The 26,341-nt window shown below is 63.9% G+C and carries 28 protein-coding genes; 11 read left to right on the forward strand and 17 right to left on the reverse strand.

The window, feature by feature from the left end; all coding sequences use genetic code 11:
- Positions 1-302: 302 nt before the first annotated feature.
- Positions 303-1,613 (forward strand): hypothetical protein, encoded by a 1,311-nt coding sequence (locus HAHE_RS06090; protein ID WP_338689428.1) that lies wholly within the window; start codon positions 303-305, stop codon positions 1,611-1,613.
- On the opposite strand, the gene HAHE_RS06095 is transcribed toward HAHE_RS06090, so the two are convergent.
- The 11 genes from HAHE_RS06095 to HAHE_RS06145 all read right to left on the reverse strand — a co-directional run bounded on the left by HAHE_RS06095 (position 1,597) and on the right by HAHE_RS06145 (position 9,470).
- Entirely contained in the window at positions 1,597-2,070 is a 474-nt protein-coding gene (locus tag HAHE_RS06095; RefSeq protein ID WP_338689430.1) for a rhodanese-like domain-containing protein, read from the reverse strand. The two genes, HAHE_RS06090 and HAHE_RS06095, sit on opposite strands and share 17 nt — an antisense overlap.
- On the reverse strand, positions 2,067-2,753 hold the full coding sequence (locus HAHE_RS06100) for a DUF1573 domain-containing protein (protein ID WP_338689432.1): 687 nt from the start codon (positions 2,751-2,753) through the stop codon (positions 2,067-2,069). Before HAHE_RS06100 ends, HAHE_RS06095 begins: the two co-directional genes overlap by 4 nt.
- Before the next feature lie 8 nt (positions 2,754-2,761).
- Positions 2,762-3,268, reverse strand: a complete 507-nt coding sequence (locus tag HAHE_RS06105) for a hypothetical protein (protein ID WP_338689433.1) — start codon at positions 3,266-3,268, stop codon at positions 2,762-2,764.
- Positions 3,265-3,819, reverse strand: coding sequence for a hypothetical protein (locus HAHE_RS06110; protein ID WP_338689434.1), 555 nt, complete (start codon positions 3,817-3,819; stop codon positions 3,265-3,267). Before HAHE_RS06110 ends, HAHE_RS06105 begins: the two co-directional genes overlap by 4 nt.
- On the reverse strand, positions 3,800-4,432 hold the full coding sequence (locus HAHE_RS06115; RefSeq protein WP_338689435.1) for a sigma-70 family RNA polymerase sigma factor: 633 nt from the start codon (positions 4,430-4,432) through the stop codon (positions 3,800-3,802). Before HAHE_RS06115 ends, HAHE_RS06110 begins: the two co-directional genes overlap by 20 nt.
- A 114-nt stretch (positions 4,433-4,546) precedes the next feature.
- Positions 4,547-4,978, reverse strand: a complete 432-nt coding sequence (locus tag HAHE_RS06120; RefSeq protein WP_338689437.1) for a type II toxin-antitoxin system VapC family toxin — start codon at positions 4,976-4,978, stop codon at positions 4,547-4,549.
- A complete protein-coding gene (locus HAHE_RS06125; protein ID WP_338689438.1) occupies positions 4,975-5,214 on the reverse strand; it encodes a hypothetical protein in 240 nt (79 codons plus the stop codon). The genes HAHE_RS06120 and HAHE_RS06125 overlap by 4 nt, the downstream gene beginning before the upstream one ends.
- A 24-nt stretch (positions 5,215-5,238) precedes the next feature.
- A complete protein-coding gene (locus HAHE_RS06130) occupies positions 5,239-6,417 on the reverse strand; it encodes an FAD-dependent oxidoreductase (protein ID WP_338689439.1) in 1,179 nt (392 codons plus the stop codon).
- Positions 6,414-6,659: a phosphopantetheine-binding protein gene (locus HAHE_RS06135; protein WP_338689441.1), complete on the reverse strand. Its 246-nt coding sequence runs from the start codon at positions 6,657-6,659 to the stop codon at positions 6,414-6,416. Before HAHE_RS06135 ends, HAHE_RS06130 begins: the two co-directional genes overlap by 4 nt.
- Positions 6,660-6,800: 141 nt before the next feature.
- Positions 6,801-8,069: a Gfo/Idh/MocA family oxidoreductase gene (locus tag HAHE_RS06140; protein ID WP_338689442.1), complete on the reverse strand. Its 1,269-nt coding sequence runs from the start codon at positions 8,067-8,069 to the stop codon at positions 6,801-6,803.
- Between the two features lie 18 nt (positions 8,070-8,087).
- Positions 8,088-9,470: an MFS transporter gene (locus HAHE_RS06145; protein WP_338689443.1), complete on the reverse strand. Its 1,383-nt coding sequence runs from the start codon at positions 9,468-9,470 to the stop codon at positions 8,088-8,090.
- A 173-nt stretch (positions 9,471-9,643) separates the two neighbouring features.
- On the opposite strand from HAHE_RS06145, the gene HAHE_RS06150 reads away from it, so the two are divergent.
- The 5 genes from HAHE_RS06150 (at position 9,644) to HAHE_RS06170 (ending at position 15,696) form a co-directional block, all read left to right on the forward strand.
- Positions 9,644-10,933: a Gfo/Idh/MocA family oxidoreductase gene (locus HAHE_RS06150; RefSeq protein WP_338689445.1), complete on the forward strand. Its 1,290-nt coding sequence runs from the start codon at positions 9,644-9,646 to the stop codon at positions 10,931-10,933.
- A 120-nt stretch (positions 10,934-11,053) separates the two neighbouring features.
- Positions 11,054-12,169: a formylglycine-generating enzyme family protein gene (locus HAHE_RS06155; RefSeq protein WP_338689446.1), complete on the forward strand. Its 1,116-nt coding sequence runs from the start codon at positions 11,054-11,056 to the stop codon at positions 12,167-12,169.
- Positions 12,170-12,216: 47 nt separating this feature from the next.
- Positions 12,217-12,567, forward strand: a complete 351-nt coding sequence (locus HAHE_RS06160) for a hypothetical protein (RefSeq protein ID WP_338689448.1) — start codon at positions 12,217-12,219, stop codon at positions 12,565-12,567.
- Positions 12,568-12,712: 145 nt separating this feature from the next.
- Positions 12,713-13,933 carry an MFS transporter gene (locus HAHE_RS06165; protein WP_338689450.1) on the forward strand — a complete coding sequence of 407 codons (1,221 nt, stop codon included), beginning with the start codon at positions 12,713-12,715 and terminating at the stop codon, positions 13,931-13,933.
- Complete coding sequence (locus HAHE_RS06170) at positions 13,930-15,696, forward strand: FAD:protein FMN transferase (protein ID WP_338689452.1); 1,767 nt, start codon at positions 13,930-13,932, stop codon at positions 15,694-15,696. The genes HAHE_RS06165 and HAHE_RS06170 overlap by 4 nt, the downstream gene beginning before the upstream one ends.
- 70 nt (positions 15,697-15,766) lie before the next feature.
- On the opposite strand, the gene leuD is transcribed toward HAHE_RS06170, so the two are convergent.
- Genes leuD through leuC form a run of 3 tightly spaced genes read right to left on the reverse strand, consistent with a single transcriptional unit; the run spans position 15,767 to position 18,746 of the window.
- A complete protein-coding gene (gene leuD / locus HAHE_RS06175) occupies positions 15,767-16,369 on the reverse strand; it encodes a 3-isopropylmalate dehydratase small subunit (protein ID WP_338689454.1) in 603 nt (200 codons plus the stop codon).
- Positions 16,370-16,380: 11 nt separating this feature from the next.
- Positions 16,381-17,313, reverse strand: coding sequence for a TraB/GumN family protein (locus HAHE_RS06180; RefSeq protein ID WP_338689456.1), 933 nt, complete (start codon positions 17,311-17,313; stop codon positions 16,381-16,383).
- A 14-nt stretch (positions 17,314-17,327) separates the two neighbouring features.
- Positions 17,328-18,746, reverse strand: coding sequence for a 3-isopropylmalate dehydratase large subunit (gene leuC, locus HAHE_RS06185; protein WP_338689458.1), 1,419 nt, complete (start codon positions 18,744-18,746; stop codon positions 17,328-17,330).
- A 292-nt stretch (positions 18,747-19,038) separates the two neighbouring features.
- On the opposite strand from leuC, the gene HAHE_RS06190 reads away from it, so the two are divergent.
- From HAHE_RS06190 to HAHE_RS06210, 5 genes are all read left to right on the forward strand, one after another.
- The gene (locus tag HAHE_RS06190; protein ID WP_338689460.1) at positions 19,039-19,206 is read left to right on the forward strand and encodes a hypothetical protein; all 168 of its coding nucleotides are present in this window, start codon (positions 19,039-19,041) and stop codon (positions 19,204-19,206) included.
- Between the two features lie 201 nt (positions 19,207-19,407).
- On the forward strand, positions 19,408-19,575 hold the full coding sequence (locus HAHE_RS06195; protein WP_338689461.1) for a hypothetical protein: 168 nt from the start codon (positions 19,408-19,410) through the stop codon (positions 19,573-19,575).
- Between the two features lie 194 nt (positions 19,576-19,769).
- On the forward strand, positions 19,770-19,940 hold the full coding sequence (locus tag HAHE_RS06200; protein ID WP_338689463.1) for a hypothetical protein: 171 nt from the start codon (positions 19,770-19,772) through the stop codon (positions 19,938-19,940).
- 207 nt (positions 19,941-20,147) lie between these two features.
- Positions 20,148-20,312 carry a hypothetical protein gene (locus tag HAHE_RS06205; RefSeq protein ID WP_338689464.1) on the forward strand — a complete coding sequence of 55 codons (165 nt, stop codon included), beginning with the start codon at positions 20,148-20,150 and terminating at the stop codon, positions 20,310-20,312.
- A gap of 92 nt (positions 20,313-20,404) precedes the next feature.
- Positions 20,405-21,433 carry a class 1 isoprenoid biosynthesis enzyme gene (locus HAHE_RS06210; RefSeq protein ID WP_338689466.1) on the forward strand — a complete coding sequence of 343 codons (1,029 nt, stop codon included), beginning with the start codon at positions 20,405-20,407 and terminating at the stop codon, positions 21,431-21,433.
- Positions 21,434-21,448: 15 nt separating this feature from the next.
- On the opposite strand, the gene HAHE_RS06215 is transcribed toward HAHE_RS06210, so the two are convergent.
- Genes HAHE_RS06215 through HAHE_RS06225 form a run of 3 tightly spaced genes read right to left on the reverse strand, consistent with a single transcriptional unit; the run spans position 21,449 to position 26,338 of the window.
- On the reverse strand, positions 21,449-22,810 hold the full coding sequence (locus HAHE_RS06215; protein ID WP_338689467.1) for a multiheme c-type cytochrome: 1,362 nt from the start codon (positions 22,808-22,810) through the stop codon (positions 21,449-21,451).
- A 1-nt stretch (position 22,811) separates the two neighbouring features.
- A complete protein-coding gene (locus HAHE_RS06220) occupies positions 22,812-23,447 on the reverse strand; it encodes a DUF4159 domain-containing protein (RefSeq protein ID WP_338689469.1) in 636 nt (211 codons plus the stop codon).
- 5 nt (positions 23,448-23,452) lie between these two features.
- The gene (locus HAHE_RS06225) at positions 23,453-26,338 is read right to left on the reverse strand and encodes a hypothetical protein (RefSeq protein WP_338689470.1); all 2,886 of its coding nucleotides are present in this window, start codon (positions 26,336-26,338) and stop codon (positions 23,453-23,455) included.
- Positions 26,339-26,341: the final 3 nt, after the last annotated feature.

Consider the following 26,341-nt stretch of genomic DNA (forward strand, 5'->3'; position numbering starts at 1 on the left):
AGGAACCGGCCGGTCGCTGTCACTCGCCGTTTCCGTGCGTCGGCAAAGGCGTTCCCCCCAAGCACCGGGTGAATCGAAGCGCCACCTCGATTCGGAATGTTGAACCAGGAATGGACACGAATCCACGCGGATGGCTCGTGGATCGACGATGCACCCCATGATTCGGGTCCATTGGCGATCCTTCGCGGTTTCCAATTCCTGTGGTCGGAGCACCGGGCCCGGATGGCGGGGCGTCGTTGACGATTTGCCGTAATTCCGGTAGACCCAAGACGTCCCGCACTTCGACTCGGTCGACGCCCCCGATGTCTGACGACGTTATTCATTTCACCTGCGAGTCCTGCCAGTCACGGCTCACCGTTCCCGTGGCACTCGCCGGGGTCGAAGGTCCCTGCCCCCGATGTTCGGCCACCATCAAGGCACCTGAAGCCGAGCCGAAGGCGCCATCGAGCGACACGCCACGCCGCTTCCAGCCCGGGCAGAAGGCGAAGATTCCCGAGCCGCGCTCGAAACCGCTTCAGCCGGATTCGCTCCCGAGCCAGCCGACGATCCGCCCGGAACCGCGGGCGCTTCCGGAACGCAGCTCATCGCGGCCCGTGAGCCCACGGCACAGCACCGACGACATGGCACGCCGCACCCAGCCGGTGGCCGAGCGGCGAGTTTCGCGCCAAAAGCCCGGACTCTCCCGTATTCTCATGCCGGCGCTGTTTCTCGTCGCCGGTGGCGGGCTCGCCTACCTGCTCCTCTACCATTTCATGCCCGGTGGCCCCGGCAGCGCCCAGCGCAATGCCAACCATCCGCCGGCCGATGTCAAAGCGGATCCCGGCAACGGCTCCGCCGAGAAGCCTCCCGCACCTTCTTCTGCCGAGCGCACGCCGGACACCCCGACGCCTCCGCAGCCTGCTCCCACGGAGACCGTCCGCGCGGCACCGGTCTCACCTCCCACACCTCCACCGAACGACTCCGCCGCGGTCGCGGCAGAGGAGGCATTGGAATACTTCTTCCGCGCCACTTCGCTCGGCGCGCGACTTCCGATGATGGAGCCAGCCTACCAGCGGGAGAAGCTCGTCGGCACCGTCTTCGACGGTCCGATGCCGGAAGCCACGTCGATCGCCTCCGCGCCCCCGGATCGGAATGATCTCGAGGATTACACCAACTATCCGTTCCGGGTGACTTTCCGCACCGCGAACGAGACCACCGATGATGTTCTCGTGGTCGTCCGGAAGCGCGGCGACAACCCGCCGAGGGTGCTGGTCGATCCCCTGCTCGATTTGCTCGGCGGGCGACTCGCGAAGTTCGCCAGCGAGCCCGGAGCGGAAGCCTCGGCATTCCGGGCAATCATCGAACCGATGCCCCGCTGCTTCGAGCCGGACATCCCGAATCCCGACCGGAAGTTCACCTACAAGCTCTCCTCCACCGATCACGGCGGTGAGATCGCCCGTGCCTACGCCAGCCTGAACTCGCCCCTCGCCGAGCAGCTCTTCACCCCTGACTCCCAAATCCGCTGGGGCAAGCGCATCCGCGCCACCGTGGTGCTCTCTTGGAACGTGGAGGAGAATCCCGACCAGCCCTACATCGAGCTGGTCGAGATCAAGGACCTCAATTGGAGTCCTTGATCATTCCTGCCTCGCGAAGGGCGGTCATGCCGCCCTGCAGCACGAGAATTTCGCCAGCGACGAGGGCGCTGTATTCGGCCTTCATCCGCTCGGCCAGATCGTGGCTCAGCGAGCAGTGAAGGTCGTCGCAGTAGATCACGACCTTGGCGGCACCGAAGAAGGCGTTCTCATGCCGGACAATCTGCATGCCGAGATCCTCATCGGAGAGGGTGGTGACGTGGATCGATCCCTCAAGTCCGTCCTTCTGCCACGCATCTTTCCGTCGCGCATCGACCCAGAGCACGCCCGTCGTTCCTTCCTCAAGCAGCGTCTGAAGCCGGACCTCTCCCTCCTTCAGGGGCGTTTGCGCAAGCTCGGTCACCGGTTCGCCCGACGGCCTGCCGCTGGCGAACCAGGTGCCGGTCCCGGCGAGGATGGCGAAGCCCGCGATCAGTGCGACTTCCACCGAGCTCTTCACTTCTTCTCGCCGGGCACGGGTTGGCGGACCAAGGCGAACGCCCGCTGCGTCGCGTGGCGGGGAATCGGGCAGTCGGTGGTGATCTGGATCACGCCGAGCGATGGCGTCTCGGTGGTCTTCGGGGTGACGACCATCTCGTATTTCTTGCCGTTCTCGACCGTCTTCACCTCGATATCGAATGCGTCGCTTCCGCATTCGGCCGAGAGCACGTGGATCGGCTTCTCATAGTCGGTCACGATGCTGACAACGATCGGCTCGGGCTTGGCGCCGACTTCCCAGCGCAGGGTCTTCGGCTCGACGTTGACGATGACCGGGATGTGGACGCGCACGGTCAGCTTGACCGACGGATCCGATGCCGGATCGCCCTTGAGCCAGAGCTGCACCGCCTTGTCGACGGTGCCGGAGAAGTTGCCCATGTCGAAATTCGCACGCAGCACGCCCTTCTCGCCCGGTTGGTAGATCAGTTTGCCGCCCTTTACCTGGACGCTCATGCACGAGCAGGTCGAGTCGTAGCGTGCGATGGTGACGGGCTTGTCGGTCTTGTTCTCGAATACAAAGTCGGTGGCGACCTGCTTTTCGTCGGGCGGCACATGGACCTCCTTGAGGGTCTCGTCGAAGCTGAGTTCGGCGGCGCCACAGACCGACAGCAGGCCAAGGGCAAGGAGAAGCGGCAGGCGTTTCATCGACGAAACTATGAGCCTCGTTTCGCCGATGGCGCAAGCTCGACCGAGATGATCAGGCGTCCGCCCCGCCACTCGGGACCGAGCACCAGCACCGGCTTGCCTTCGGAAAGCGGGATGCCGGACTTGAGGATCTTCTTGCGGCTCAGCCACAGTTCGAGGTCGAGGCGCATCGAGTGATCGGAAATCTGGCTCTCGGCTTCGAAGCGGCAAAGGATCTCGTCACTCCCCGCGATCGGCTGGGCCCAGTTTTCGTAGCTGCGGTAAAGCGACTGGGTGTCTGAACCCAGCAGCCGGTAGTGGCCGAAGCGGAGCTTTTCGTGGCCCTGCAGGCGCTTGACGGTCTCTTCGTCGGCATCGGTCGAGCGTTCGCCCGCCACCGACGGATCACCATCGGTTCCGAAATAGACGACCACCTTCACCTGCCCGACCGTCTCCCGTCCGGGGTCGGCGGCCAGCGTCATCGACGGGACCAGCCCAGCGGCGAGCAAAAGAGGCAGGAAGGTCCGGCGTTTCATCGCTTCGGGGAGGCGTCGGCCATGCGGCTCGGCTCGGGCTCGATCATCGCCGTTTCGGGAATCTCCCAGCTGTCGGGGATCGCATCGACTCCGGCGAGAACGATCACGGTCGCCTCGTCATCGCTGACGTATTCCGCCTCCACTCCTTTCTCGGGCGTGTAAAGCACCGGCGCCATCGTCGCGATCGGCGCGGTGACCTCGGAAGATCCGCCCCCGCGGCCCAGCATGAATCCGAAGACCATGCAGGCGGCTGCGGTCGCCGGCATCAGCCACATCCACGGGATCGTGCGCTCCCTCGGCGGGGCCGCACTGCGGACCTCGGTGACCTCGATCTCGCGGCGGATGCGGGCATTGAAAAACTCGGCGTGCGGGACTTCGTCGTCATCGGCAAAGGCGGATCCGAGCAACGACCTGCTCCACCGGGCCTGTTCACGCCGCTCGTGCCACTCCGGCTGGCCGGCGACCCATGCCTCGACCTCGGCGGCCGCGGTCGCATCCAGCTCGTCCTCGACCCACAGGGCCAGGAGTTCGTCATCGGGCTTCATACTCATCTTTCAGCAGCGTTTGCAGTTTCTGGCGGGCGTAGTGCAGGCGGCTCATCACCGTGCCGATGGAGCAATCCATCACCTCGGCGATCTCCTTATACGCCAATCCTTGGACATCCTTCAAGACCACCGCCTGGCGATGGTCCGGGGAAAGCTGGTTGAGCGCGGCCTCAATCTTGCCGCGAAGTTCGTCGGTGCGCAGCGCCTCGTCGGGCCGTTGGGCGGCTCCGGGGGTGGTCAGGGAACCGGGATCGACCTGATCGGAGCTGAAGATTTCCTCATTCAGCTCGCCGCCCGATTCGGGTCGTTTGCGGCGCACCCAGTCGTAAACCGTGTTGTGCGCGATCCGATAGAGCCACGTGGTGAACTTGGCCTTCACCTCGAAGCGCGGCAGCGCCTTCCACGCCTTGATGAAGGCCTCTTGGGAGAGGTCCCAGGCATCGGCGTCGTTTTTGACCATTTGGCGGATCATGGCGTAAATGCGTCCCCGGTGACGCGTCACCAGCGTGTCGTACGCCGCGGAATCCCCCGCCTGCGCCTGCAGCACCAGCTCCTCGTCCGTCGGGCCTTCGCCGACTTCCGGGTGCTCTTTCGACGCTGATCGCTCGGATTTATTCATCGCGCTGCAAGCCCTGACCCGGCAATGCCATCCTGCCCCGGTCGGTGCGGAGCTTGGAGTCGCTCTCCCTTGGTGGCAAACCGATTCAGCCAGCCGCCAAAGCCTGTCGACGCCCTAACCTCGAAGCGGATGCTTCCATTCCAAATCCGGGAATCTGGCGAAACCGGAATCCGTGCTGTACCAGACGCAGCCGGTTTCGATCGCCAAGGCCGCATGGTAGGCATCCGGGATGAGGTTCCCTTTGGCCCCCACCGACTCAGACAAGGCGGCGAAAATCGGCCAATGCCGATTCCCGGGGGAAATGATGTGGAGGTTGGGCCGGTTCCGCAGTTGCTCGCAAAAGCGCAGAGCGACGCCAAGTGGCGTGGGATCATGGAAAACCTTCGGATGGGTCACCACCCTGAGGAATCCGGAGAGGACCAGCTCCGAAACCGCGCAGGGCGTGGTTCCGGACAGTTGCTCCTCAAGCCAAGTCCGGTAGGCCTCATGCTCCGGCGTGTCCTCGCGATGGGCGTAAACCAGCACATTGACATCGAGCAGCTTCATCGCCCCTCCATCAACTCCAGCAGCGCCGCGTTATGGTCGAGATCGACCCCTCCTTGCACCCCGCCCTGCCCAAAGGTCGGCAGGGGTTCGGGCCGGACATCTGAGCCTTCGGGTCCACGACTCAGGAGCACCCGAAGCCCGTCCGCCACCAGTTCGCCGAGCGATTTTCCTTCCTCCAAGGATCGCGCCTTCGCCTGCTCAAGCAGAGCGTCCGGGATGTTCACCGTGGTTCTCATGCATCATGATGTAATCCCAATGCATCATGATGTCAATGAGCTGGCCGCCATCCGCCCGGCAGCCTCGCCGGTGGCGAAGCAGGTGCCCATCACGCGGATCGACGCCTGAGCCTCGTGATCGCAGGAGATGCAGCGCCCCGCCACGAACAGCCGCTCGAGGCCCTTCGCCTTCAGCGCGCCCGACGGAATCCCCGCCGCCCGGCCGTTTTCGGGATAGCGCAGCTTCGGACCGCGGTTGGTTTCGCGGAGTTCCAGCGGCCACGCGGCGAGCGCGATGTCGTCGTCGTGACGCGCGCCCGCCAGCACTTCCTGCCCCGTGAGCGTCACCTCACCGATCCACCGCCGGCTTTCCCGCACGCCGGCGCGTGCCGGCCAATGGGAAATATAGGCGGCCTCCCAGCCCGGCTGGTTCCCTCGGAAATACAACATCACCCGTTGCGCGACCTCTCGACCGGTCGATTCGAGCGCCGACAGGCAACCGGGGTCGGTCGGGTCGTAGGTGCCGGTTTCCTCGCCGGACAGGTCCAAGGTTCCGAAGACCTCACCCGTCCTTCCGCTGACTCGGAAATGCATGCCGAGCGCCGCCTTCGGCAGGTCGCCGGAGCGGATACCTTCAACGATTCGGCCGGCCAGTTCCAGTCCGGCCAGTTCCCCGGCCACGCCCTGCACTCCACAGACGTAAGCCGGGCGCTGGAGCTTTTCCGGAGCCGCACGTTCGTCCGCAACTCCGAGCGCCGCCGCCGCCACAGCATCGCCGCTGCAATCGATGACCGCTCCGGCGTCGATCTTAAGAATGCTGCCGCGACACGCCACACGTGCCTTCCACCCGGGCTCAAGTGCAACCAGCTCGCTGTGGAATAGCACTTCCACACCCGCCTCACGGACCATCGCGTCGGCAATCGCCGCGAAATCGACAGGGTGCTGCGGCAGCACCCAAACCCGTCCCATCTTCACGGCGTCGCGACCGGTCGCAGCACGCATGCGGTCGGCGATCTCCATCGGCAAGCCATCGTTGGCCGGCTCGGGGGAGTCTCCATCGATGAGGTAAAGTCCGCAAAAGGTGTGAACCAACGAGGCGGTCCCCATTCCGCCAAGCATCCCATGCCGCTCGATCAGGACTGTCCTTGCGCCGGACCTCGCCGCGCTGACGGCCGCAGCCAGTCCGGCGCTGCCTCCGCCGATGACCAGCACGTCCGCCTTCATCGGCGGGCATTGATGGTTGCCGCCATCCGCGCCGGCGTGCCGATCGTGTCGCGTCCGACATCCGCCGCACCGAGCACCGCACCCCAGCGCTCCTCGATGACCACGATGAGCTGCATCACCGCCATCGAGTCGAGGCCGGCTTCGAAAAGATCGGTCTCGCCATCGGCACCCGCGGGAAGCTCGAGGAGCTGTTCCTCCTCAAGCATCCGAATCACGTCTTCCGTGGCGCACTCCGCTGTCATCCGCGCCAAGCTTCCGGCGAACGGGCGAAGGGATCAAGCCCATGGACCGCGCGACCCCAGTCGCGCTCTTGCCTATCCGTCCCTCTTCCGGGGCTCCGGGGCGCGACTGGGGTCGCGCGGTCCAGCTCTCCCGTCAGCCCTTCAAATCTCGATCTTCCAAGGCGCGCGCATCGGTTGATTGACCAGCGCGTTGGCTTCGTCGTCGTCGAACTTGAGCGTCTTCGGATCGAACTTCAGGTTCTTGTTTAAGCGGTGGGCGATCTTGCCGATATTGACGATCGTGCACGACCAGAACCCGTTCTCCTCGTTGAGCGCGAACTTCTTCCGGGTGCGCACGCTTTCGTGGAAGTCGGTGATCTGCGGCTCGGGATCCGGCAAGGCGTCGATCTTCTTGTCGAGGTCCTTGATGTCGCTCTTGAAGCCACGGTAGATCTTGCCCTTCGGCCCTTCCATGTAGGCGGCATCCTTGTCCTTGTTCTCGCCGTCGAGGACGAGCTGGCAGCCGTCGGCGTAGGTGAACGTGATACGCCTCCAGGTGCCCACGGCATCCTTGTCCTGCGGATCGGCATCGATCTCGACCGATACCGGCGCGGTGTCGTCCTTGCCGAGAATGTACTGCGCCGGGTCGAGGTAGTGCTGGCCCATGTCGCCCAAGCCGCCGCCATCGTAGTCCCAGTAACCGCGGAAGTTCGCGTGGACCCGATGCGGGTGGTACGGCTTCTTCGGTGCCGGCCCGAGCCAGAAGTCGTAGTCGAGTTCCGGCGGCACCGGTTGTTCCTTGAGGCCGGTCTTGCCGACCCAGTTGAACTTCCAGTTGAAGCCGGTCACGCCGGACACGGTGATCTTGAGCGGCCATCCGAGCAGGTCATGCATCGCCGCCTTCTTCAGCTTCTTCACCGGCACGCCCATGCCGTAGAAGTTGTCTTTGAAACGGAACCAGGTGTTGAGGCGGAACATCCGCTGATACTTGGCCGCCGCATCCACCATCAGCTTGCCCTCCCCGATCGTGCGGCTCATCGGCTTCTCGCCCCACACGTCCTTGCCCGCCTTCATCGCCTCGATGCCCTGGATCGCGTGCCAGTGCGGAGGTGTCGCCACGTGCACGATGTCGATGTCGTCGCGCGCGATCAGTTCGCGGAAGTCATGGTAGCCGGTGATCCCTTTCGATTCACCGCCGGTCTGCTTCATCCGGTTGGCGAGGTGGTTCTTGTCGACGTCGCAAAGCGCCAGCAGACGGCCCGGCATCTTGAGGTGGGCCGAGCAGATCCCGCCGCAACCGATGATCCCGCGCGTCAGTTCTTCGGACGGCGGAGTCTGGCCGTTCACGCCGAGCACCCGGCTCGGGACGATCTGGATGGTGGCAAGGGCCGCGAGGCTCTTCAGGGATTGGCGGCGGGTCAGGTGTTTCATGGATCAACAGATACGGGATCAGACGGCGGACGTTTCGTCGGGTGATGCCGCTTCCGCGACATCCTCGGCATCCGCTTCTCCCTTCGCCCGGTCCCAGAACGCGACGAAGAACAGCACGGCGATCGCACCCGCCATGATTGCCGGGAGGATCCAATACTCTTTCCAAGCGCTGGCGGCGGTGGAAATCGACGCCTCACTGACAGCGGCGGGCATGTCGACCGCGAACATCTTTCCCAGCTGCTGGGCGAAGCTGAGCGTCTGCTCGCCGCGGGCTTCGGCAATTTCGCCGCCAAGCGCCGTCGAGGGATCGACCACGGGTGCGAGCTTCGCGGCGGCAACCTTGAACCCGATGAACATCCCGACGCCTTGGGTGAAGAAGACCAACATGCTCTGCGCCTGGCCCTTCACTTCCTTGGGAGCTGCACGGTCGGTGTACATGAAGCCCGTGACGAAGAAGAAATCGTAGCAGATCCCGTGGAGAGCGATTCCGAGGAAAAGCATCCACGCGACCTGGTCGGGCGCACCGAAGGCGAAAAGCAGGTAGCGCACGACCCATGCCGCCATGCCGATCAGGATCATCCACTTCACACCAAGCATCCGGAAGAAGAACGGAATCATCAGCATGAAGATGATCTCGGACATCTGCCCGATCGTCATCGCCGACACCGGCTGCTCGAAGCCCATGTTGGCGAGGAAACCCGAAGTATTGGAATAGTAGTAGGCGAGCGGAATGCAGATCAGGGTCGAGCAGATGATGAAAATCAGGAACGCCGGCTTCGCCAACAAGCGGAACGCATCGGCCATCAGCAGCGAGCGGATGTCGAGCGGCTTGCCCGCAAGCGGCGGAGGGGTGTGGGGCAGGGTGAAGCAGTAGACGCCGAGAATCAGCGACGAGTAGGCCGCCATCTTGAACAGGCTGACGTCGGCCGACCACCCGAGGAAGCCGCCGACCAATCCGGCAGCGATCCAGCCGATGGTCCCCCACACGCGAACCTTCGGAAAGACATCCCGCGGCAGGCTCGTGAAAGCGATCGTGTTGCCGAGGCCCAGCGTCGGCATGTAGCAGAGCATGTGGCCGATGAAGAGCGCGACGACCTTCTTGCCGTCGCCGGCCGCCACCGCCCCGGGCACCATCAGCATCAGCACGCCGCCAATCAGAAGCAGTACCGCCATCACCCGCTCCGAAGAGAAGAAGCGGTCTGCGACAAGACCGAGGAACAGCGGTGCGACCATCGCCGCGATCGGCGCGCTGCTGTAGGAGTCCCCGATGATGTCGGCGAGGCCGTTCCCTCCAAGGATCTGGTAGAGGGTTACGAACCACGCCCCCCAGACGAAGAATTGGAGGAACATCATGAGCGACAGGCGGGTCGCGAGCAGGCCTTGCGATTTCGGGGCTTCCATGGGAGCTAGTCTTCGGATTTCGTTGGCCGATCCGGCAAGCGAGAATGCGCCCTATTCGGATCACGAAGACCATTTCTCTCAAGAATTCCTGAGAATTATCGCAATTATCCTCCCTTGCGGGTGAAAGCCCGCGCCCTTATCCACCCGTAATCGCCAGCCCAATCCGACCAATCATGAATATCGACGCCTTTAACCGCCGCAAGTTCCTCGGAGGCACCGCCGCCACCACCGCCGCGATCGGCTTTCCATCGATCCTTCGCGCCGCCGAAGACACCAAGCAAATCAAGGTCGGTCTGATCGGTTGCGGCGGACGCGGCACCGGCGCCGCCACGCAGGCGCTCTCGGCCGACCCGAACGTGGTGCTCTGGTCGATGGGCGATGCCTTCAAGGGCGCCATCGAAGGATCGCTCAAGAATCTCAAGAACTTCGAGTCCCGTTCCGATGTTCCGGCTTCGCGGCTCTTCGCCGGACTCGACGCTTTCCAGAAGGTCATCGACAGCGGCGTGGACGTCGTCCTGCTTGCTTCGCCTCCCGGCTTCCGCCCTCAGCACCTCCGCGCGGCCATCGAGGCGGGTGTTCACGTTTTCGCCGAGAAGCCGATGGCGATCGATATCGCCGGCGTGAAGTCGGTGGTCGAATCCGCCAAGCTGGCCAAGCAGAAGAACATCGCGATCCAACACGGCTTCTGCTGGCGCTTCGCCCCAGGCGTCCGCGCGCTTTACGACAAGATCAATTCCGGCGACCTCGGCCGTGTCGTGTCGGTCTACGGTACCTACATGGGCACCCCGCCGAAGCCTCTCCAGCCTGGCATGACCAAGCCCGAAGGCATGGCCGACGTCGAGTGGCAGGTGCGCTGGTGGAACAACTTCGAATGGCTCTCCGGCGGCCCGCTTCTCGAACAGGCCATCCACACGGTGGACAAGGTCGCATGGGCGATGGGCGATGTCGCACCGATCGCCGCGGTGGCCAACGGTGGCCGCGCGATGCGCACCGACCCCGGCAACGTTTACGACCACTACAACATCGCCTTCGAATATCCGGACGGTGTGTTCTGCCACGTCGGCGAGCGCCAGTTCCCCGGCTGCCACACCGAAGTCATCGACCGCATCTTCTGCGAAAAGGGCACCGCCATCGCACCGAACCGCCCGCAAACCAAGGGTCCGGACAACAAGACGAACTGGATGTATCGTCCGACCGCCGGCGAGGAGCAGAACATGTATCAGGTCTGCCACAACGAGTTCTTCGCCGCGCTTCGCAAGGGCGAGATCATCAACACCGGCGAATACATGGCCAACTCGACCATGCTCGCCCTGCTCGCCCGCGAGGCGGCGCACACCGGCAAGCGCATCACGTGGGACGACATGTGGAAGGCAACCCAGGATCAGGCTCCCGACAGCCTCAAAATGGACGACTCCTTCCCGATCGCGCCCGTTCCGGTTCCCGGAAAGCACAAGCTGATCTGACGTTCGCCGACTTCACTGACTTCACGGCCGCCTCCCGCCCACCCCGGCGGCAGGCGGCCCTTTCGCTGGTCCGGCGCCTCACTCTGGACCTCCCCATCCTCCCCGCCTAGCTTTCCGCTCATGAAACGCATCGCGCCCCTGCTGATCCTCACCCTTCCCGCTTTTGCCGAAGCCGCTCCGGAAGGCCCGAATCCGTCATTCCTGCCGGTCACGGAACAGATCCACAAGAAAGTCACCGAGAAGGGTGGCCCGAAGACGGCCGACGCGATGGAGGCCTACACCGAGGAAATCCCGCTGGCCGAGAACGCCGGGCTTGAAATGGTGCCGGTCCCGGGCGGCAGCTTCACGATCGGTTCGCCAGAGTCCGAGGAAGGGCGCAAGGAGGACGAAGGTCCCCAGAAGAAGCTCGAGATCGCGCCGTTCTGGATGGGCAAATACGAGGTCACCTGGGACCTCTACCGCGCGTTCATGGAAAACGGGAAGTCGCGAAACAAGGACGGCACGCTGAACCGCGACTCCGACCTGATGACGTCGGAAGCTCCCAAGATGGAAGACGGGGAAACGCTGCCCGACATCGTCTCGCAGCCGACTCCCCCCTACATCCCGATGCACTTCGAGATGGGTGAGGGATACGGCGTCGACTGGCCCGCCATCGCGATGACCCAGCACGCCGCCAGCAAGTTCTGCGAATGGCTCAGCGCACAGACCGGCCACTACTACCGCCTGCCGACCGAAGCCGAGTGGGAGTACGCCTGCCGCGCCGGCACCACGACTCCTTGGTCCTTCGGCGACGATGCCTCCAAACTCGGCGACTACGCGTGGACGATGGACAACGCCGAGTTCCAGTATCACAAGGTCGGCGAGAAGAAGCCGAACCCGTGGGGCTTGTACGACATGCATGGCAATGTCGCCGAGTGGTGCCTCGACGGCTACCTTTCCGACAGCTACGCGAAGTGGAAGGACGGCGACAAGAACCCGTGGCAGGTCGCGACCGAACGCTATCCGCGCGTCGCGCGTGGCGGACACTTCTTCGACGGCGGACCCGAGACGATGCGCTCGGGTGCCCGCATCGCATCGGACGCCTCATGGAAGGCGATCGACCCGCAGAATCCCAAGTCGATCTGGTATCACACCAGCAACCTGTGGATCGGCTTCCGGGTCGTCCGCCCGCTCGAAACGCCGGACGTCAAGACGATGCACCTGATGTGGAACACCGGCCCCGGCCCCACGGAATAAGGTAGGGACAAGCGTCCCGCTTGTCCGATCCCCGAGCCCGGAAGCCAATGAAACTGCGATGGCTTCCGATCGGCTTGGGAGTCGCGCACTCGGTCTATTGGCTCCTCGCCTTCGCGACCGTGATCTTCACTCCCTTGAGGTTTCCCGGTGTGGAGATTCCGTGGTGGGATCTCGCGGCATTGCGACTCCCCGGGCTGTGGTTGATGAACCTTGTCGCCAAAGGCTTCGAACGCCTCGGATTCGATTTCTACTGGATCCTCGATCACGGGATGGGGTGGTTCGTTGCTACCCTCGTGATCACCACCCTCGGCATCGGTGCCGGAACCTGGCTGATCACGCAGGTGATCCTGACCCGGATTCTCGCATACCGCAGCCGTCGAAAGCCCGCCCCGCAGTGAACTCTCTGCTCATGGACCGCGAGCTTCAGCTCGCCCCGTTGGTTCGGCAGCTCGGGTTCCGGGGCGAGCTAAAGCTCGCGGTCCATTCTCCGCCCACTCACCCCGCCGCTTGCCCAAGCGAGCGGTCTCATGGATTCTTCCCGCCGTGACCCAACCCGGACAATTCGACTTCTCCCAGCAGCGGAGAACGTTCCGGTTGGAGTTGCTGCGTTCGATCCCCCAAGGCGTGGTCGAAACTGCCGCGACGACCTTCGCGGTCTTCGTTGCGATCCGGGTCTTCAACCTTCCGCCCTGGATGAAGGGCTCGATCATCGCGTCGGGCAGCGTCGGCCTCCTCCTCAGCCTGTTCGTCGTGCAGTTGATCCGCCGGATCGGTTGTTCGGTGAATTCCGTCGCGGCTTCGCTGTGGGTCCTGTCTTCGACCGGCTTCATCACCGCCGCGCTGTCACCCGAGAATCCCACACTCTACTTCGTCGGCACCTGCTTCGCCTTCGTCTGCATGGCTTCGGGGGCGCCGTTGATGGCGCAGATCTACCGCAAGCACTACGCCGATGAGAAACGCGGTCATCTGTTCTCGCTGAGCGCGATGGTCCGGGCCTGCGTGGTCGCCCTCGCCGGGTGGACCGTCGGTCTGTGGATCGAACGCCAGGGTTTCACGCCGCTGTTTCTCACCTACGCCGGCGGCACGCTCGGCATGGCGGCGTGCGTCATGGCCATGGCGCCGGTCCGCCTGCGGCTCTCGAACCGCATCCGCTGGTTCGACGCCTTCAACCACGTCGGCCAGAATCGGGCTTTCGCCAAACTGCTGGTCGTCTGGATGCTCCTCGGTCTCGGCAACCTCACTTCATGGGCGCTGTTCGTCGAGTTCATCGGCAACCCGGTTTACGGCTTCGGCTTCGACGCCGACCGCACCGGCTTCATCACCAGCACTATCCCGATGCTCGCCTTCATCGTGACCGTCGTACCATGGGGCCTGATCTTCGACCGCATGCCGTTCTACCGGGTGCGCGCGGTCGTGAACCTCTTCTTCATGACCGGCACGCTGATCTACTTCCTCGGCGGTTCCGTCTTCGCGCTCTGCCTCGGCATCGCGCTGCACGGCATCGCCCGCTCCGGAGGCAACATCCTGTGGACGCTTTGGACCACACGCTTCGCCGATGAGGAGCGGGTCGGCGAATACCAGAGTGTCCACAGCTTCCTGACCGGAGTCCGTGGAGTCATCGCGCCAATGATCGCCTTCACGGTGATCCAGTATCTCGGACCGAAGTCGGTCGCGATGATGTCGGCCAGCCTCGTGCTGATCAGCACGCTCGTGATTCTTCCCGAGATCATTTCCGAATTCCGCAACGCTCCAAAAGAGGCATGAGAACGCTCAGCCGACTGCTTCCAATCGTCCTGCTGACCGCGTTCAGCCCGGCCGATGAGCCGGTCCGTTTCCAAGATCCCGCACTCGGCGAGGCAAGCGGACTGGCGGTATCGCCCACCTCCCCCGGTTTCCTCTGGCTGGTCAATGACAGCGGCTCTCCGGCCAACCTCCATCTCGCGTCGAACAACGGTGCGGCCCGCGGCACCCTCAAGCTCGAGGGGGTCCGGAATATCGACTGGGAAGATCTCGCATCGTTCACCTGGAACGGCCGGGCGTGGCTGCTGGTTGCCGATGTCGGCGACAACCAAGGGCAGCGCGAAACGGTCATGTTGCATCTGGTCGCCGAGCCGAAACTTCCGCCGGCCGGTGATCAACTGGAAGCCACGGCAGCTCCCGAGTGGACGCTTCGTTTCCGCTACGAAGACGGCCCGCGGGACTGCGAAAGCGTGTCGGTCGATCCTGCGGGCGAAGCCATCTACCTCTTGAGCAAGCGCGACCCGACACCGCGACTCTACCGCCTGCCACTCCGAAAGCCGGAAGACGGAATGATCGCCACAGCCGAATTCGTCACCGAAGCCGTGTCCCCTCCCCGGCCGAAAGGCGCGCTCCCCCACCCCTTTGGTGGGCAACCGACGGCGATGGACTTCTCGTCAGACGGTGAGATGGCGGCCATCCTCACCTACCAGGCCGCCTACCTGCTACGACGTGGATCGGCCGAAAGCTGGGCCGACGTCTTCCGCCGCAAGCCGGTCGTCCTCGGCACCCACGGGCTGCCCCAAGCCGAAGCGCTGGCCTTCACACCGGACGGTCACCAGCTCCTCGTCACCAGCGAAGGAGTCGGCAGCAAACTCGTCACCCTCGAGGTCCCATCGAGCGACGAAGTCCGCCATGACTTCAGCCGTGAGCTGATGGGGACCCGCTTCTCAATCACCTGCTACAGCGCCTATCCGGCATTGGCGGAAGCAGCGGCCAATGCCGCGTTCGCCGAAGCCGAGGCGATCAATGCAGTCGCCTCCGACTACATCCCTGACTCCGAACTGATGCGGATCTCCACCGCTCCGGTCGGCAAAGCGGTCGAACTGTCGCCAAGCCTCTACGACCTGCTGAGCACCGCCCGGCGGATCGCGGAGGACACCGACGGCTGCTACGACCCGACGCTCGGCCCGCTTACCACGCTGTGGCGGGAGACCCGGAACACCGGAAAGCTGCCGGACGCTGCCACGCTCGATGCCGCCCGGAAGTCCAGCGGCTGGAAAAACTTCACCCTCGATCCAGAGCTCCGGACCATCACTCTTGGAGTTCCCGGCATGCGATTCGACCTCGGAGGCATCGCCAAAGGCTACGCGGCCGACGCGATGCTTCGGACGATGGAGAAATACGGTGTAGCCCGTACTTCCGTGGTGGCCGGAGGCGATGTCGCGCTTGGAGAGCCGCCACCCGGACGGGATGCCTGGAATGTCGGGCTCAAGACCTTCGACAAATTGAAGCCGGACGAGGTCATCGGTCTCTCGGGTTCCGCGGTCTCGACTTCAGGCGACCTCCACCAGTTCGTCGAGATCGACGGGGTCCGCTACTCCCACATCCTCGATCCGAAAACCGGACTCGGACTCACCCGACCGATCGCGGTGAGCGTGATCGCACCGAGCGCGACCCTCACCGACCCCCTCGCGACCGCCGCCTGCGTTGCCGGCGCCGACAAGGCCGAATCGTTGGTGCGAAAATCCGGCGCGACCGATGTGCGAATCCGGACCCAACCCGAGTGATCACCAAGGAGGGGCTCCCTCCGGGTGCCCTACACTTCTCCCCGGCACCTCCAAAGGTGCCGCTCCCCGCTCAGACGTAGTTCAGCTTCTCCGCCGTCGCCTCGATCTTCCCGCCGTTGTCAATCAGCTCCTGGATCGGATCCCAGCGACCCGCCATCAGCGCGTCGCGGGCCGACTCGGGGATCTCGCAGGCGAAGCTCTGCCCGGCCGACGTGCGGACTTCCTTCTTCTCAAGATCGATCGTGATCTCGGTGGAAGGATCCGCCTCGACCGCCGCGCGCAGCTCGGCGATCGCCGATGCCGGGACGGTGACGCAGGGCATGCCGAGGGTCGTCGAATTGCCGAAGAAGATCTCCGCGAAGGACTGCGCGATGACCGCCTTGAAGCCGTACTTGCTCAGCGACTGGGGCGCGTGCTCGCGGGACGAGCCGCAGCCGAAGTTCACACCGCTGATCAGGATCTCGGCGCCATTGAAGCGCGGGTCGTTGAGCGGGTGATCGGTCTTCTCGCCGGTCTCGGGATCGAAGCGCACGTCGTAGAACGCGTACTCGCCGAGTCCGTCGAATGTGACGCATTTCATGAAGCGGGCCGGAATGATGCGGTCGGTGTCGATGTCGGCGCCGGGAATTTGGACGCCGCGACCGGAAACAGAGGTGATCTTTTCGAGTGCCATGGTGGTGAAAGTCAGGGATTCGCGAGGGTGACGGTGTAGCCGCGGTCGGTCAGCAGGCCGACGATGTTTCCTTTGCCGAGATAGTGGCCCGCGCCCACCGCGAAGAAGTGGGACTTGGCAGGATCCACCTTCATCCGCTCGGCCATGGTCTTGGCCATCGTCACATTGCGGTCCTGGAGCAGGCGCTTGAGGAGCTTCTCGCCGAGCTCCTTGTGCTCGCCCTTCGCCATCTCGTTCATCTGGTGCTCCATCGCACCCTCGATTTTCTTCGGGTCACCGGAGACGTAGGCTTCAACCAGATGGGCGACCGGGTCCTCCTCCTTCCCCCGGGATTCCTTCTGCAGGCGGAGGCTCTCGGAAAGGAAGATGATCTGTTCCTCCTCCTTCAGGTCATCGAAAATCCCGAACTGGTCCTCCGGCTTCTCCAGCGCCACCGTCCCCTTGCCGGCTTCCGTCGCCTTATCCCAGACGATCCGGTCGACCGGCGGCGAACCGCCGAGCTGCGCCTTCAGCAGCGGAATCGTGACCGCCACCGCCCAGGTCTTGAACGACTGGAAGATTCCCGACGTCAAGCCGGGCTGAACCGCTGCGAGTTCGGCTTCGAGCTGCTTGGTCAGCTCCTCACCGATCGATGCCGACAACGTCTTGCCGTCGGTGCGCATGAAATGCTTCGCCATGCCGAGCTGCGTGGCCGGGTCCATCGAGACCTCGGTGTAAACCACGTCGCTGCCGGCGAGCGCCTTGTCCGCAGCGGGGTGGAGTTTGCCCAGCGGCCCCTCGCCAAGGTGAATCGTCCCGAACAACCACGACGGCTTCTCCAATCCGTTCCCCTCGACCTTCCACAGCAGCGGACGGAGCGGGTGCTTGGGACCATCCTCCTGGGCGGTTGCGGGAATCAGGACAAGTGCCGGCGCGATCAGGCAGGCGATCAGTTTTCGGATCATCAGTCTCGGATCGTTCAGGCTGCGGCGTGGGCGATGTCGAACACCTCGCGGGCGTCGGCCACGGCTCCCTCGACAGCGGCGGCCGCCACCATCACGGGTGACATCAGGATCGTCCTGCCGGTCGGCGAGCCTTGCCGTCCCTTGAAGTTGCGGTTCGAGGACGACGCACAGATCTGGTCACCGACGAGTTTGTCGGGATTCATTGCGAGGCACATCGAACACCCGGCGCCGCGCCACTCGAATCCGGCCTCTTCGAAGATCTTGTCGAGACCTTCCTGCTGGCACTGGTGCGCGACGATCTGCGATCCCGGGACCGCAATGGCTTTCACGCCTTCGGCCACCTTGCGACCCTTGAGGAAACGGGCGGCTTCGCGGAAATCGGACAGCCGGCCGTTGGTGCAGGATCCGAGGAAGGCGACATCGATCTTTACACCCTTGATCGGCGTTCCGGCCGGCAACTTCATGTAGGCGAGGGCTTCCTCGATGGTCGCCTTCTGCTCGGGCGTTTCGGCCGTAGCCGGATCCGGAATGCTTTCGGAAACGGCGATCCCGTGGTCGGGCGAGATTCCCCACGTCACGGTCGGCTCGATGTCCGCCGCGTCGATCTTCACGATGTCGTCGTAAACGGCATCGGCATCGGAAGCGAAGGACAGCCAGCGGGAGGCGGTCGCTTCGAAGTCGTCCATGTCGACGTAGGGGCGGCCCTTCAGGTAATCGACCGTCTTCTGGTCCGGGTTGACGTAGCCGCAGCGCGCACCGCCTTCGATGGCCATGTTGCAGACGGTCATCCGCTCTTCCATCGTCATGTTGTCGAAAACTTCACCGGCATACTCATAGGCGTAGCCGATGCCGCCCTTCGCACCCAGCAGGCGGATGATGTGAAGCGTGACGTCCTTGGCATAGACTCCCGGACGGAGCGTGCCGTTGACTTCGATGCGACGCACTTTCAGGGGCTCCATCGCCATGGTCTGGGTGGCGAGCACGTCGCGCACCTGGGTGGTGCCGATGCCGAATGCGATCGCGCCGAAGGCACCATGGGTCGCGGTGTGCGAGTCACCGCAGGCGATCGTGGTGCCGGGCTGGGTGATGCCCTGCTCCGGACCGACGACGTGAACGATGCCCTGCTTGCCGGAGGCGAGGTCGAAATAGGTGATCCCGAACTCGTCGGCATTCTGCCGCAGCGCGCTCATCATGTCGGCCGCCAACGGATCCGCCGGCGCGTCCTGGTTCACCGTCGGCACGATGTGGTCGATGGTGGCGAAGGTGCGCTTCGGGTACTTCACGCTCAGGCCGAGATCCCGAAGCATCCCGAAGGCCTGCGGCGAGGTGACTTCATGGATCAGGTGGGTGCCGATGAAGAGTTGCGTGCGACCGTCGGCCAGCGTGCCGACGCTGTGGGATTCCCAGACTTTTTGGTAGAGGCTCTTGCCCATGTTCTCGGTGGATGAATGGAGGCGGCGAGGGTGGAAATCACCGGCTCACGGCCTGCCCGCCACGGCCCGGTGGGCGACGGCGGGGGGCGGAAAACTGATTCAGTGCGAGGGGATTGTCAAAGCGCGATCAATCCTCCGCGGGAGGTCTCCCGTCATCCCTCGGCCCGGATGACTCAGCGCGAAAGGCTCCCGAATTGACCCTCTGGTCCCGTTTCTGCTATGCCCAAGCTAGCCTCGGGGGAGGTCTTCGGACCTTCAACACAAACTGAATACACCCAAAGAACACGACATCATGAATATCAACAGCTTCCTCTCGGCCATGGAAAAGGTGCCGACCAGCGAACTGATGCAGATCGCCAGCGACGTCACCACCAAGGTCAGCATCGCCTACATCGACAACCTCCAGCTCGCCACCAGCTTCTGGTACTGCCTGAGCGGGCCGTCTTCGGTCGAGAGCTGACCTCGGCCCTTTCGGATCAACATTGGAGGACCCGGGGTGCGAAAGCGCCTCGGGTCTTCTTTGCTTCACGGAATCTTCCGGAGACGGACAAGCTGCCGAATTGACCCCATCACCCGACATCGGGTAGCTTGGTGTTTAGTTGGAAACGGCTCACCAAAGCGGGTGGCCGGTTTCCACCAACACCCCTGAATACGCCATCCTATGAATATCAACAGCTTCCTCTCCGCGATGGAGAAAGTGCAGTCCAACGAGCTGATGCAGATCGCCAGCGATGTCACGACCAAGCTCAGCATCGCCTACATCGACAACCTCCAGCTCGCCACCAGCTTTTGGTATTGCCTGAGCGGCCCGTCCTCGAACGCCGAATAACGCGACCCCATACCTAGCCTCTTCCAAAGCCCGGTGCGCACCCGCGCTCCGGGCTTTTCTGTCTCCGAGGCGGGCGGAGGATCCTGAATTGACCGGGGAACGCCGCGCTTGCTAGTCTCCGGACGGTTGGTTTCTCGAAGTCGGGCATTCGACGTCCCGGCTCAATAAACCGCCCACCCAAAATACATAACATCATGAACATCAATAGCTTCCTCTCCGCCATGGAGAAAGTGCCGACCGGCGAACTGATGCAGATCGCCAATGACGTCACGACCAAGGTCAGCATCGCCTACATCGACAATCTCCAGCTCGCCACCAGCTTCTGGTACTGCCTGAGTGGTCCTTCCGAACCCCCTGCCGGTTGAACCTTGGCCAAGTAATCCCTCAAATTTCGAAGTCCGGAGTGCGACCGCGCTCCGGACTTCTTTGTTTCAGATGCAAGGGGGCAGCATCAGGACATCCCGAATTGACCGAAGAATGCCAAGCTTGGTAGTCTGCACGCAGCGGGTTCGTGGAATTCGGGCGCTCGACGCCCCGGTCTGAGAACCCTCCCACCCCAGATACATAACATCATGAACATCAACAGCTTCCTCTCCGCAATGGAGAAAGTGCCGACCAACGAACTGATGCAGATCGCCAATGACGTCACGACCAAGGTCAGCATCGCCTACATCGACAATCTCCAGCTCGCCACCAGCTTCTGGTACTGCCTGAGCGGCCCGTCGGAACCGGTCTGAAGCCATCTTCGGCTACGGTCGATTTACGAAGCCCGGGGTGCGGTCGCGCCCCGGGCTTCACTTTTCCTCCCCTACCCCCTACTCCCTCCCCCATGAGCTACGCGGTTGATGAAGACTTCGAAAAGTCCGCCGAGATGCTGCGGGCGATGCCCGAACTGGCCGACTTCGCAGGACTTGGCCCGCTGATCGATGACTACGAGGCGGGCGTCGGCCAGACCGCTCTGGTCGCCTACCGGATGCTCACTCCCGAAGCGGAATGGCGCGACACCATCGCCGTCCAAGCCGCGATCTACGCCGCCGCGCTGGCGAGCTTCCTGATCGACGACGTCATGGACCGCGACGAGTCGAAGCCCGCCTTCGGCATGGACGACGGCCGCAAGTCGAACCTCGGTGGCGCCCTGCTGGTCGCCGTCTACAAGCTCATCGGCCAAAGCGAATTTCCCCACGAGGTCCGCCAGCGGCTCGCCGACGAAATGTCCGACCTGCTGCTCGCGGCCTCCGCGGCCCAGGAAGTGGAGGCGCTTCTCATGAGCGGCGACCTGCCGAATCCGGACCCCGAGGCGAACTACTGGAAGGTCATTCACGGCAAGAGCTCGCAGCAGGTCGGCCGCAACCTGAAGCTCGGCGCCATCATGGCCGGGCGGCCGGAGTGGGAGCAGCCGATGTACGAACTCGGCGTCGCGGTCGGCGACATGTCCCAGATCTACGACGACATCACCGACGCCATCTACAAGATCATCTCGCCTGACTGGGAAAGCACCTGCAAGAACCTGCTGATCATCTTCTGCCTCCACGAGAACAACCCGCGGCGGGAGGAGTTCATCAAGCACTTCAAAAGCGCGACCACGGATCCGGAGGCGCACACCGCCTGCCGTCAGATCATGATCGAGTCCGGCGCGGTTGGCTACGCGGTCTACCACTACTTCACCCGCTACAAGAACGCCCGCAAGCTGATCGAGTCGTTCGAAGGAGTCGACCAAAGCTACATGCTGAACCTTCTGAACAACAACATCCGCCCGATCTCGCACGTCCTCACCGAACTGGGCGTGCCGCTGCCGGAAGGAGTTGCGGAAGAGCTGAAGCTCGAGGGCGACGTATCGGCCAGCCTGGCCCAAGGCTGAACTACGCCGGTGATATCACGGTCCGTCATCGCCGTGGCGGACGTGCGGCCAGAACTTCTCCCAGTCGAAAGGCCGCGAGAACTCGCCGTAGTGGCAGCCGGTGCAGTCGGCCGCCCCGAGCGGGCGGAACTTGAAGCGCTTCGGTCGTCCGGAAGTCATCTCCGAGACGTGCTCCGAAGCCGGTCCGTGGCATGACTCGCAGCCAACGCCTGTGAGTTTGTTCGCTCCATACTCGCGCCGGTAACCGGACTCCTCGCCGAAACCGACAGTGTGGCACTTGATGCAGTGCGGGTCGGACTCGGCGCCCAGCTTCACCAGCGTTTCGAAGGCGTGGGCGTGTCCGGATTTCGCCCAGACCGCGTGCTCGTCCTGGTGGCACGCCTGGCAACTCTCGGAGCCGACGTAGGTGGCGGCCGCGGTCACACCGGGGATCGCATCGGACGAACCATTCTCGCCCGGACGGTCGACATCGAGTTCGGTCTCCCGGATCTCCTCGCGGTATTCCTTCACCATCTGCCGGAACTCGGGATCCTGCGGAATCTTCTCGTGCAGCAGCTCGACCTTGTAGCTCGGATCGACCAACCGCGGTCGCTCGCCGGCGGAAATCGTCGCCTTCATCGTGGCCACCGTGCGGCCCTCGTTCGTGGTGTAGGCAATGACGGATTCGTTGACCGTTTCGAGATACTGCGCCGGTTGCCGGACGTCGCCGCCGAGGATCATGTCGAACTCGAAATAGGATCGGGCAAGCTGCTCCATCCCGGGATTTCCGGTGAAGGCGAGCACGATGATGACATCCGACTTCTCCTTCAGGTCGGGCAGCACCCGGTCGACCGCTGCGGGCATGTCGAGGATCGCGAGACCCTTGCCGGGGTCGGGACAGGAGGCGGGATCGATCAATCCGAGGATCCCGATCTTCCGACCGCCGTCCTCAACGATCACGTAAGGATCCAACAGCGGTTCGCGGGTTGAGGCATCGATCAGCGAGGCCGAGATGATCGGCACCGGACTGCCGGCCGTCATGGCTTTCAGCTGATCCGCGGTCACCTCCGCTTCACGACCGCCGATATTCAACGCTCGATAGCCCATCGCCGAGTAGGCGCGCAGCAGATACGCATACTGGATGCGGTCATAGTCGTGGCTCCCGGCGAGCGCACCGCCGACATCGAGCCGGAGCGAGGGACCATCACGGTCCTGCCCTTGCAGCCAGGTGCGGAGCCGCGTCATGCCACCATGCTGGCCGGTGAAACAACCGCACGGCTCGAGGCGTCCGAACGTGTCGCAGGTGAAGTGGACCGTCAGCGACTGCTCGCCGACTTCGACCGGCTTCTTTTCGCACGACGCGAAAACCAGAGCGGCGAGGAAAAGGAGCCGGCGCATCTCAGTGGAGAAGGGCGTAGACCAGCGCGTTCACATTCACCTGTCGCGACTGCTGGATCTCCGAGCCGCCGCAGCAACAGCATCCGGATGCGTTGCGCACGTCGTTCAGGCCTTCCGGAGAGTAGAGCAGCGCGAGCCTGCCATTGATTTGCAGCCCCTGCAGCTTGACCGACTTCGAGTAAGTCCGCACCTCGGTGATCTTGTGGACGGTGGAGAAGAGCTCGTGGTCCATCGGCAGCGCGGCGAACTTGTACTCCGGCAATGCGGCGCTGATCTCGCGCTGGAACGCGCGGTTCCAGTCAGCATCGGAGCAGCCCGGGCTGGCCATGATGAATCCGCCGTTCTCGAGGTAGCGCTTGAGGTTCTTGCGTTCCTCGGGAGTGAGCTGGAAGTCGCCTTCACCGGTGAAGACGCACATCGGCGTCTTGAACAGCTCCGGCTTGGCGAGGGCGATGCGGCTGAAGCTCGGATCGATGTCGATGCCGGTCTCGCGCGCCGCGTCCTTGAGGAAGGCATCGGCAAAGCAGACCGAGGTCTGGCCTTTGCCATACACCAGGTTGCCGCATTTGATCCGCTGGGCTTCGTCGGCCACCAGCGGCGCGACGAGCAGGCTGAAAATGAGAGCGATTCGTTTCATGTCGATCAGGGGTTGGGAGTGGTCAGTCGGTCGAAGTAGGCGTCGGCGACGTCCTCGTATTCCATCATGAGTGTTGCGGATTCCGGCGTGTCGGTGCGACGGCTGGAGCGGATGTCCTCGGCGGCGAGTTCGGTCGACTCGACCGCTTCACCCGGACCACCACCCATTCCCTGGCCGCCGCCCATGCCGGACAGCCGGCGGGCGATGTCGCCGCCTTTGAGACTCTCTCCACCGAGCATCGCCTGCGGATTTCCGTCCATCATCCCCTGCGCCTGCATGCCGCCCATGCCCATCCCGGCACCACCTTGGGCCATGCCCATGCCCGGCGGGGTGAAGCGCAGCGACTGGAGCATCTGCTGGAAATTGTTGCCCGGCCGCATGCCGAATCCCTGAAGCAATTGCGCGAGCCGCTCACCCGCGGCCTGCTCGCCCGGAGCATCGCCCGGTTGGCCACCCTGCCCCGGCTGACCGCCGAGCATCTCCTCAAGCTGTTCCTTGAGCCGCTGCGCCTGCTGATTCGCACCGGCGGCGTCGCCTTCGAGCATCTCGCCGGCGGCATCGCGGGCCTGGCCGGGAAGACCATTGTGCTCAAGCTGATCCGCCAGCTGTTCGGCGGCCTCGGCCATCTCCGGCATCTTGTCGCGCATTCGCTCGGCATCCTGACGCAGCTTCTCCTGAAGTTGTTCGAGGCGTTGTCCGAGCTGGCGCTCGCGGTTGGCGAGGTCGCGCAGCGCCGCCTTGTCTTCAGGAGTGAGCTGCTCCTGACCGCGGTCGGCCGCTGCCGCTTCCTCGGCGAGCTGGCGCTGCTCCTCAGCCAGATTCCGCAGCTGGTTGAAGTTCTTCAGCATTTCGTGGAAGTCGGCAAGATCCTCCAGCGGCTGCTGGACCTGCTCCTCCGCCTGCTGTTGCTCTTCGGCAAGCCGCTCCTTCTGCTCGCGGGCCGCCTTCTCGAGAGCCTCGCGTTCCTCCGGCTTCACCGGCTCGCCGGCGGCCGACTCCTTGAGCGCTTCATCCACATCCTGGCGGTTCTGCTCGACCGAATTCTCGATCTCCTCCGCCCGCTCGGCGAGGGATTCGGCGAGATCCTTCTCGAAATCGTAAACCGGATTGTCGCGGGTCACGTCGCGCATGTCGCGGGCGATCCCCTCAAGCCGCTTGTTCAGGTTCTGCTGGCGCTGGAACGCCTCACCGACTTCGGCGGTCGCTTCTTCCGGCGGCAACTCCTTGGCCGCAGCGAGCTGTTCCTCGATCGCTTTCTGCTCCTCGACCGCCTCGCGCAGCCGTTCGAGCACCGCCTCGTATTTGCCGGCGATCAGCGCGACATCGGCCTCACGCCTCAGCGCCTCGTTGTACTGGTCCTCAGTGATCAGGGTCAGGGTCCTCTGCTCGGTCTTGCTGAAGTGCGGATCGGGCGCGCCGTCGAGCGCATCCGCGAACACCGTGATCGTCTGGCCCGCTTTCAATCCGAGCGCGGGGAGGTCGAGCTTGCGCTTGATCCGATGACGCGTCTCGCCCGGTGGATCGAAGCGCACGGTCTCGGGTTCGCTGAACTCGCCATCGATTCCGGTGTGAAGGCGCATCGAGCGAAGCCCGATGTCATCCGCCGCTTCCGCGATCAGCTCGATCGTCATCGTTTCGACGACGAAGGTGTCTTCGGTCGGGAAAAGCAGGCTCACCGCGGGTTCGGCGTCGTGGGTCACGGTCACCGAAGTCGACGGTGTCTCGCCGGCGGCCCGGCCATCGACATCCTCGATGTGGAAGACCAAGCGCCCTGTCGCAAGCGCCGGCACGTTGCCGATCACCGTTTCCACCGAATCCGCTTCCTCCGGAACCAAGGGAAACTCCTGCGGATCCTTCCCGGGGATTTCGTAAACGATACGGCCCGGACCCAGCGGCCGGTTCGACTCGATCTCGAACTTCATCATGCCGCCTTCCAAGGCCCGCAGGCCGTTGAAACCGAAGGGCATCTTCTGCGACGGCTGTCCGGTGTAGGCAGGTGGCTCGACCGTGACCCACGCCCGCTCGATACGCGGCTCCAGGATCACGTCGATGTGTCGACGCGTGCTGAGCGCCGACTCGCCCTCGGTGTGGGCATACACGTAGAGCGGTTCGCGGACATCCTCGACGCGCACCCCGAACTTGCCCTTCTCGATCTGCGCCATCGGCAGGGTGAAGAGGTTGACGCCCTCCTCGGTGACTCCGGTCAGGAAGACCTCCTTCGGGCGGTGGCCACCGGCTTCGACCGTCACTCGGAACGCGTCGCGAAACGGCACCGCGTAGCCGTCTTCCGCCGGATCGATGATTGCCAAACGGGTAAAGGAAATCGGCGGATGGTCGCCGTGTGGATCGAGGAAACGCGCCCACTCGCGGGCTCCGGGTTCACCGCAGACAAGCGTGACGACCACCAGCAATGCCGGCACCAGCGCCGCGAACACGAGCTTTCGGACCAGCTGCGGCGGACGCACCGCGGGCGCGAACTTGGCCATCGGCAAATCGCGTGCGGCGTCATCGACCGCCCGCCGCGCGAGCTGACGGGTCACCTCCGACTTGTCCGGATCCTCGACCTGCGACTCGAGCTGCAGGATATTGATCAGCCTCGAGTCGAGTTCCGGCAGACGGTCCTCGATCATCCGTGCCGTGCGCAGGACCGGCGGGTGGCGCAGGAGCGCCACCGCGAGTGCCGCTCCGAGCAAAAGGACGGTCATGATGATGAGACCGTTGCGGATCCACTCTCGCGCGCCGGCGGGGAGGTGCGCGATGATGTCGATCGCGAAGCAGAGCACCAGCAGACCGACGGCCCACGGGATCGCCTTGAGCACGATGCCCAGCACCCGGTGGCGGACGTGCGAGCGTCCGGCGCGTTCAAGAGAGTTCTGAAGTTCGGGAATCATCGG

The sequence above is a fragment of the Haloferula helveola genome, assembly GCF_037076345.1.
Classification (GTDB): domain Bacteria; phylum Verrucomicrobiota; class Verrucomicrobiia; order Verrucomicrobiales; family Akkermansiaceae; genus Haloferula; species Haloferula helveola.

Coding starts and splice junctions, on each gene's coding strand:
- HAHE_RS06180 (WP_338689456.1), bottom strand. CDS start 17,313: ATGATCCGAAAACTGATCGCCTGCCTGATCGCGCCGGCACTTGTCCTG.
- HAHE_RS06120 (WP_338689437.1), bottom strand. CDS start 4,978: ATGAAGCTGCTCGATGTCAATGTGCTGGTTTACGCCCATCGCGAGGAC.
- HAHE_RS06135 (WP_338689441.1), bottom strand. CDS start 6,659: ATGACAGCGGAGTGCGCCACGGAAGACGTGATTCGGATGCTTGAGGAG.
- HAHE_RS06115 (WP_338689435.1), bottom strand. CDS start 4,432: ATGAATAAATCCGAGCGATCAGCGTCGAAAGAGCACCCGGAAGTCGGC.
- HAHE_RS06130 (WP_338689439.1), bottom strand. CDS start 6,417: ATGAAGGCGGACGTGCTGGTCATCGGCGGAGGCAGCGCCGGACTGGCT.
- HAHE_RS06225 (WP_338689470.1), bottom strand. CDS start 26,338: ATGATTCCCGAACTTCAGAACTCTCTTGAACGCGCCGGACGCTCGCAC.
- HAHE_RS06200 (WP_338689463.1), top strand. CDS start 19,770: ATGAACATCAATAGCTTCCTCTCCGCCATGGAGAAAGTGCCGACCGGC.
- HAHE_RS06210 (WP_338689466.1), top strand. CDS start 20,405: ATGAGCTACGCGGTTGATGAAGACTTCGAAAAGTCCGCCGAGATGCTG.
- HAHE_RS06090 (WP_338689428.1), top strand. CDS start 303: ATGTCTGACGACGTTATTCATTTCACCTGCGAGTCCTGCCAGTCACGG.
- HAHE_RS06160 (WP_338689448.1), top strand. CDS start 12,217: ATGAAACTGCGATGGCTTCCGATCGGCTTGGGAGTCGCGCACTCGGTC.
- HAHE_RS06110 (WP_338689434.1), bottom strand. CDS start 3,819: ATGAGTATGAAGCCCGATGACGAACTCCTGGCCCTGTGGGTCGAGGAC.
- HAHE_RS06220 (WP_338689469.1), bottom strand. CDS start 23,447: ATGAAACGAATCGCTCTCATTTTCAGCCTGCTCGTCGCGCCGCTGGTG.
- HAHE_RS06195 (WP_338689461.1), top strand. CDS start 19,408: ATGAATATCAACAGCTTCCTCTCCGCGATGGAGAAAGTGCAGTCCAAC.
- HAHE_RS06140 (WP_338689442.1), bottom strand. CDS start 8,069: ATGAAACACCTGACCCGCCGCCAATCCCTGAAGAGCCTCGCGGCCCTT.
- HAHE_RS06150 (WP_338689445.1), top strand. CDS start 9,644: ATGAATATCGACGCCTTTAACCGCCGCAAGTTCCTCGGAGGCACCGCC.
- leuD (WP_338689454.1), bottom strand. CDS start 16,369: ATGGCACTCGAAAAGATCACCTCTGTTTCCGGTCGCGGCGTCCAAATT.
- HAHE_RS06145 (WP_338689443.1), bottom strand. CDS start 9,470: ATGGAAGCCCCGAAATCGCAAGGCCTGCTCGCGACCCGCCTGTCGCTC.
- HAHE_RS06170 (WP_338689452.1), top strand. CDS start 13,930: ATGAGAACGCTCAGCCGACTGCTTCCAATCGTCCTGCTGACCGCGTTC.
- leuC (WP_338689458.1), bottom strand. CDS start 18,746: ATGGGCAAGAGCCTCTACCAAAAAGTCTGGGAATCCCACAGCGTCGGC.
- HAHE_RS06190 (WP_338689460.1), top strand. CDS start 19,039: ATGAATATCAACAGCTTCCTCTCGGCCATGGAAAAGGTGCCGACCAGC.
- HAHE_RS06125 (WP_338689438.1), bottom strand. CDS start 5,214: ATGAGAACCACGGTGAACATCCCGGACGCTCTGCTTGAGCAGGCGAAG.
- HAHE_RS06215 (WP_338689467.1), bottom strand. CDS start 22,810: ATGCGCCGGCTCCTTTTCCTCGCCGCTCTGGTTTTCGCGTCGTGCGAA.
- HAHE_RS06105 (WP_338689433.1), bottom strand. CDS start 3,268: ATGAAACGCCGGACCTTCCTGCCTCTTTTGCTCGCCGCTGGGCTGGTC.
- HAHE_RS06205 (WP_338689464.1), top strand. CDS start 20,148: ATGAACATCAACAGCTTCCTCTCCGCAATGGAGAAAGTGCCGACCAAC.
- HAHE_RS06100 (WP_338689432.1), bottom strand. CDS start 2,753: ATGAAACGCCTGCCGCTTCTCCTTGCCCTTGGCCTGCTGTCGGTCTGT.
- HAHE_RS06155 (WP_338689446.1), top strand. CDS start 11,054: ATGAAACGCATCGCGCCCCTGCTGATCCTCACCCTTCCCGCTTTTGCC.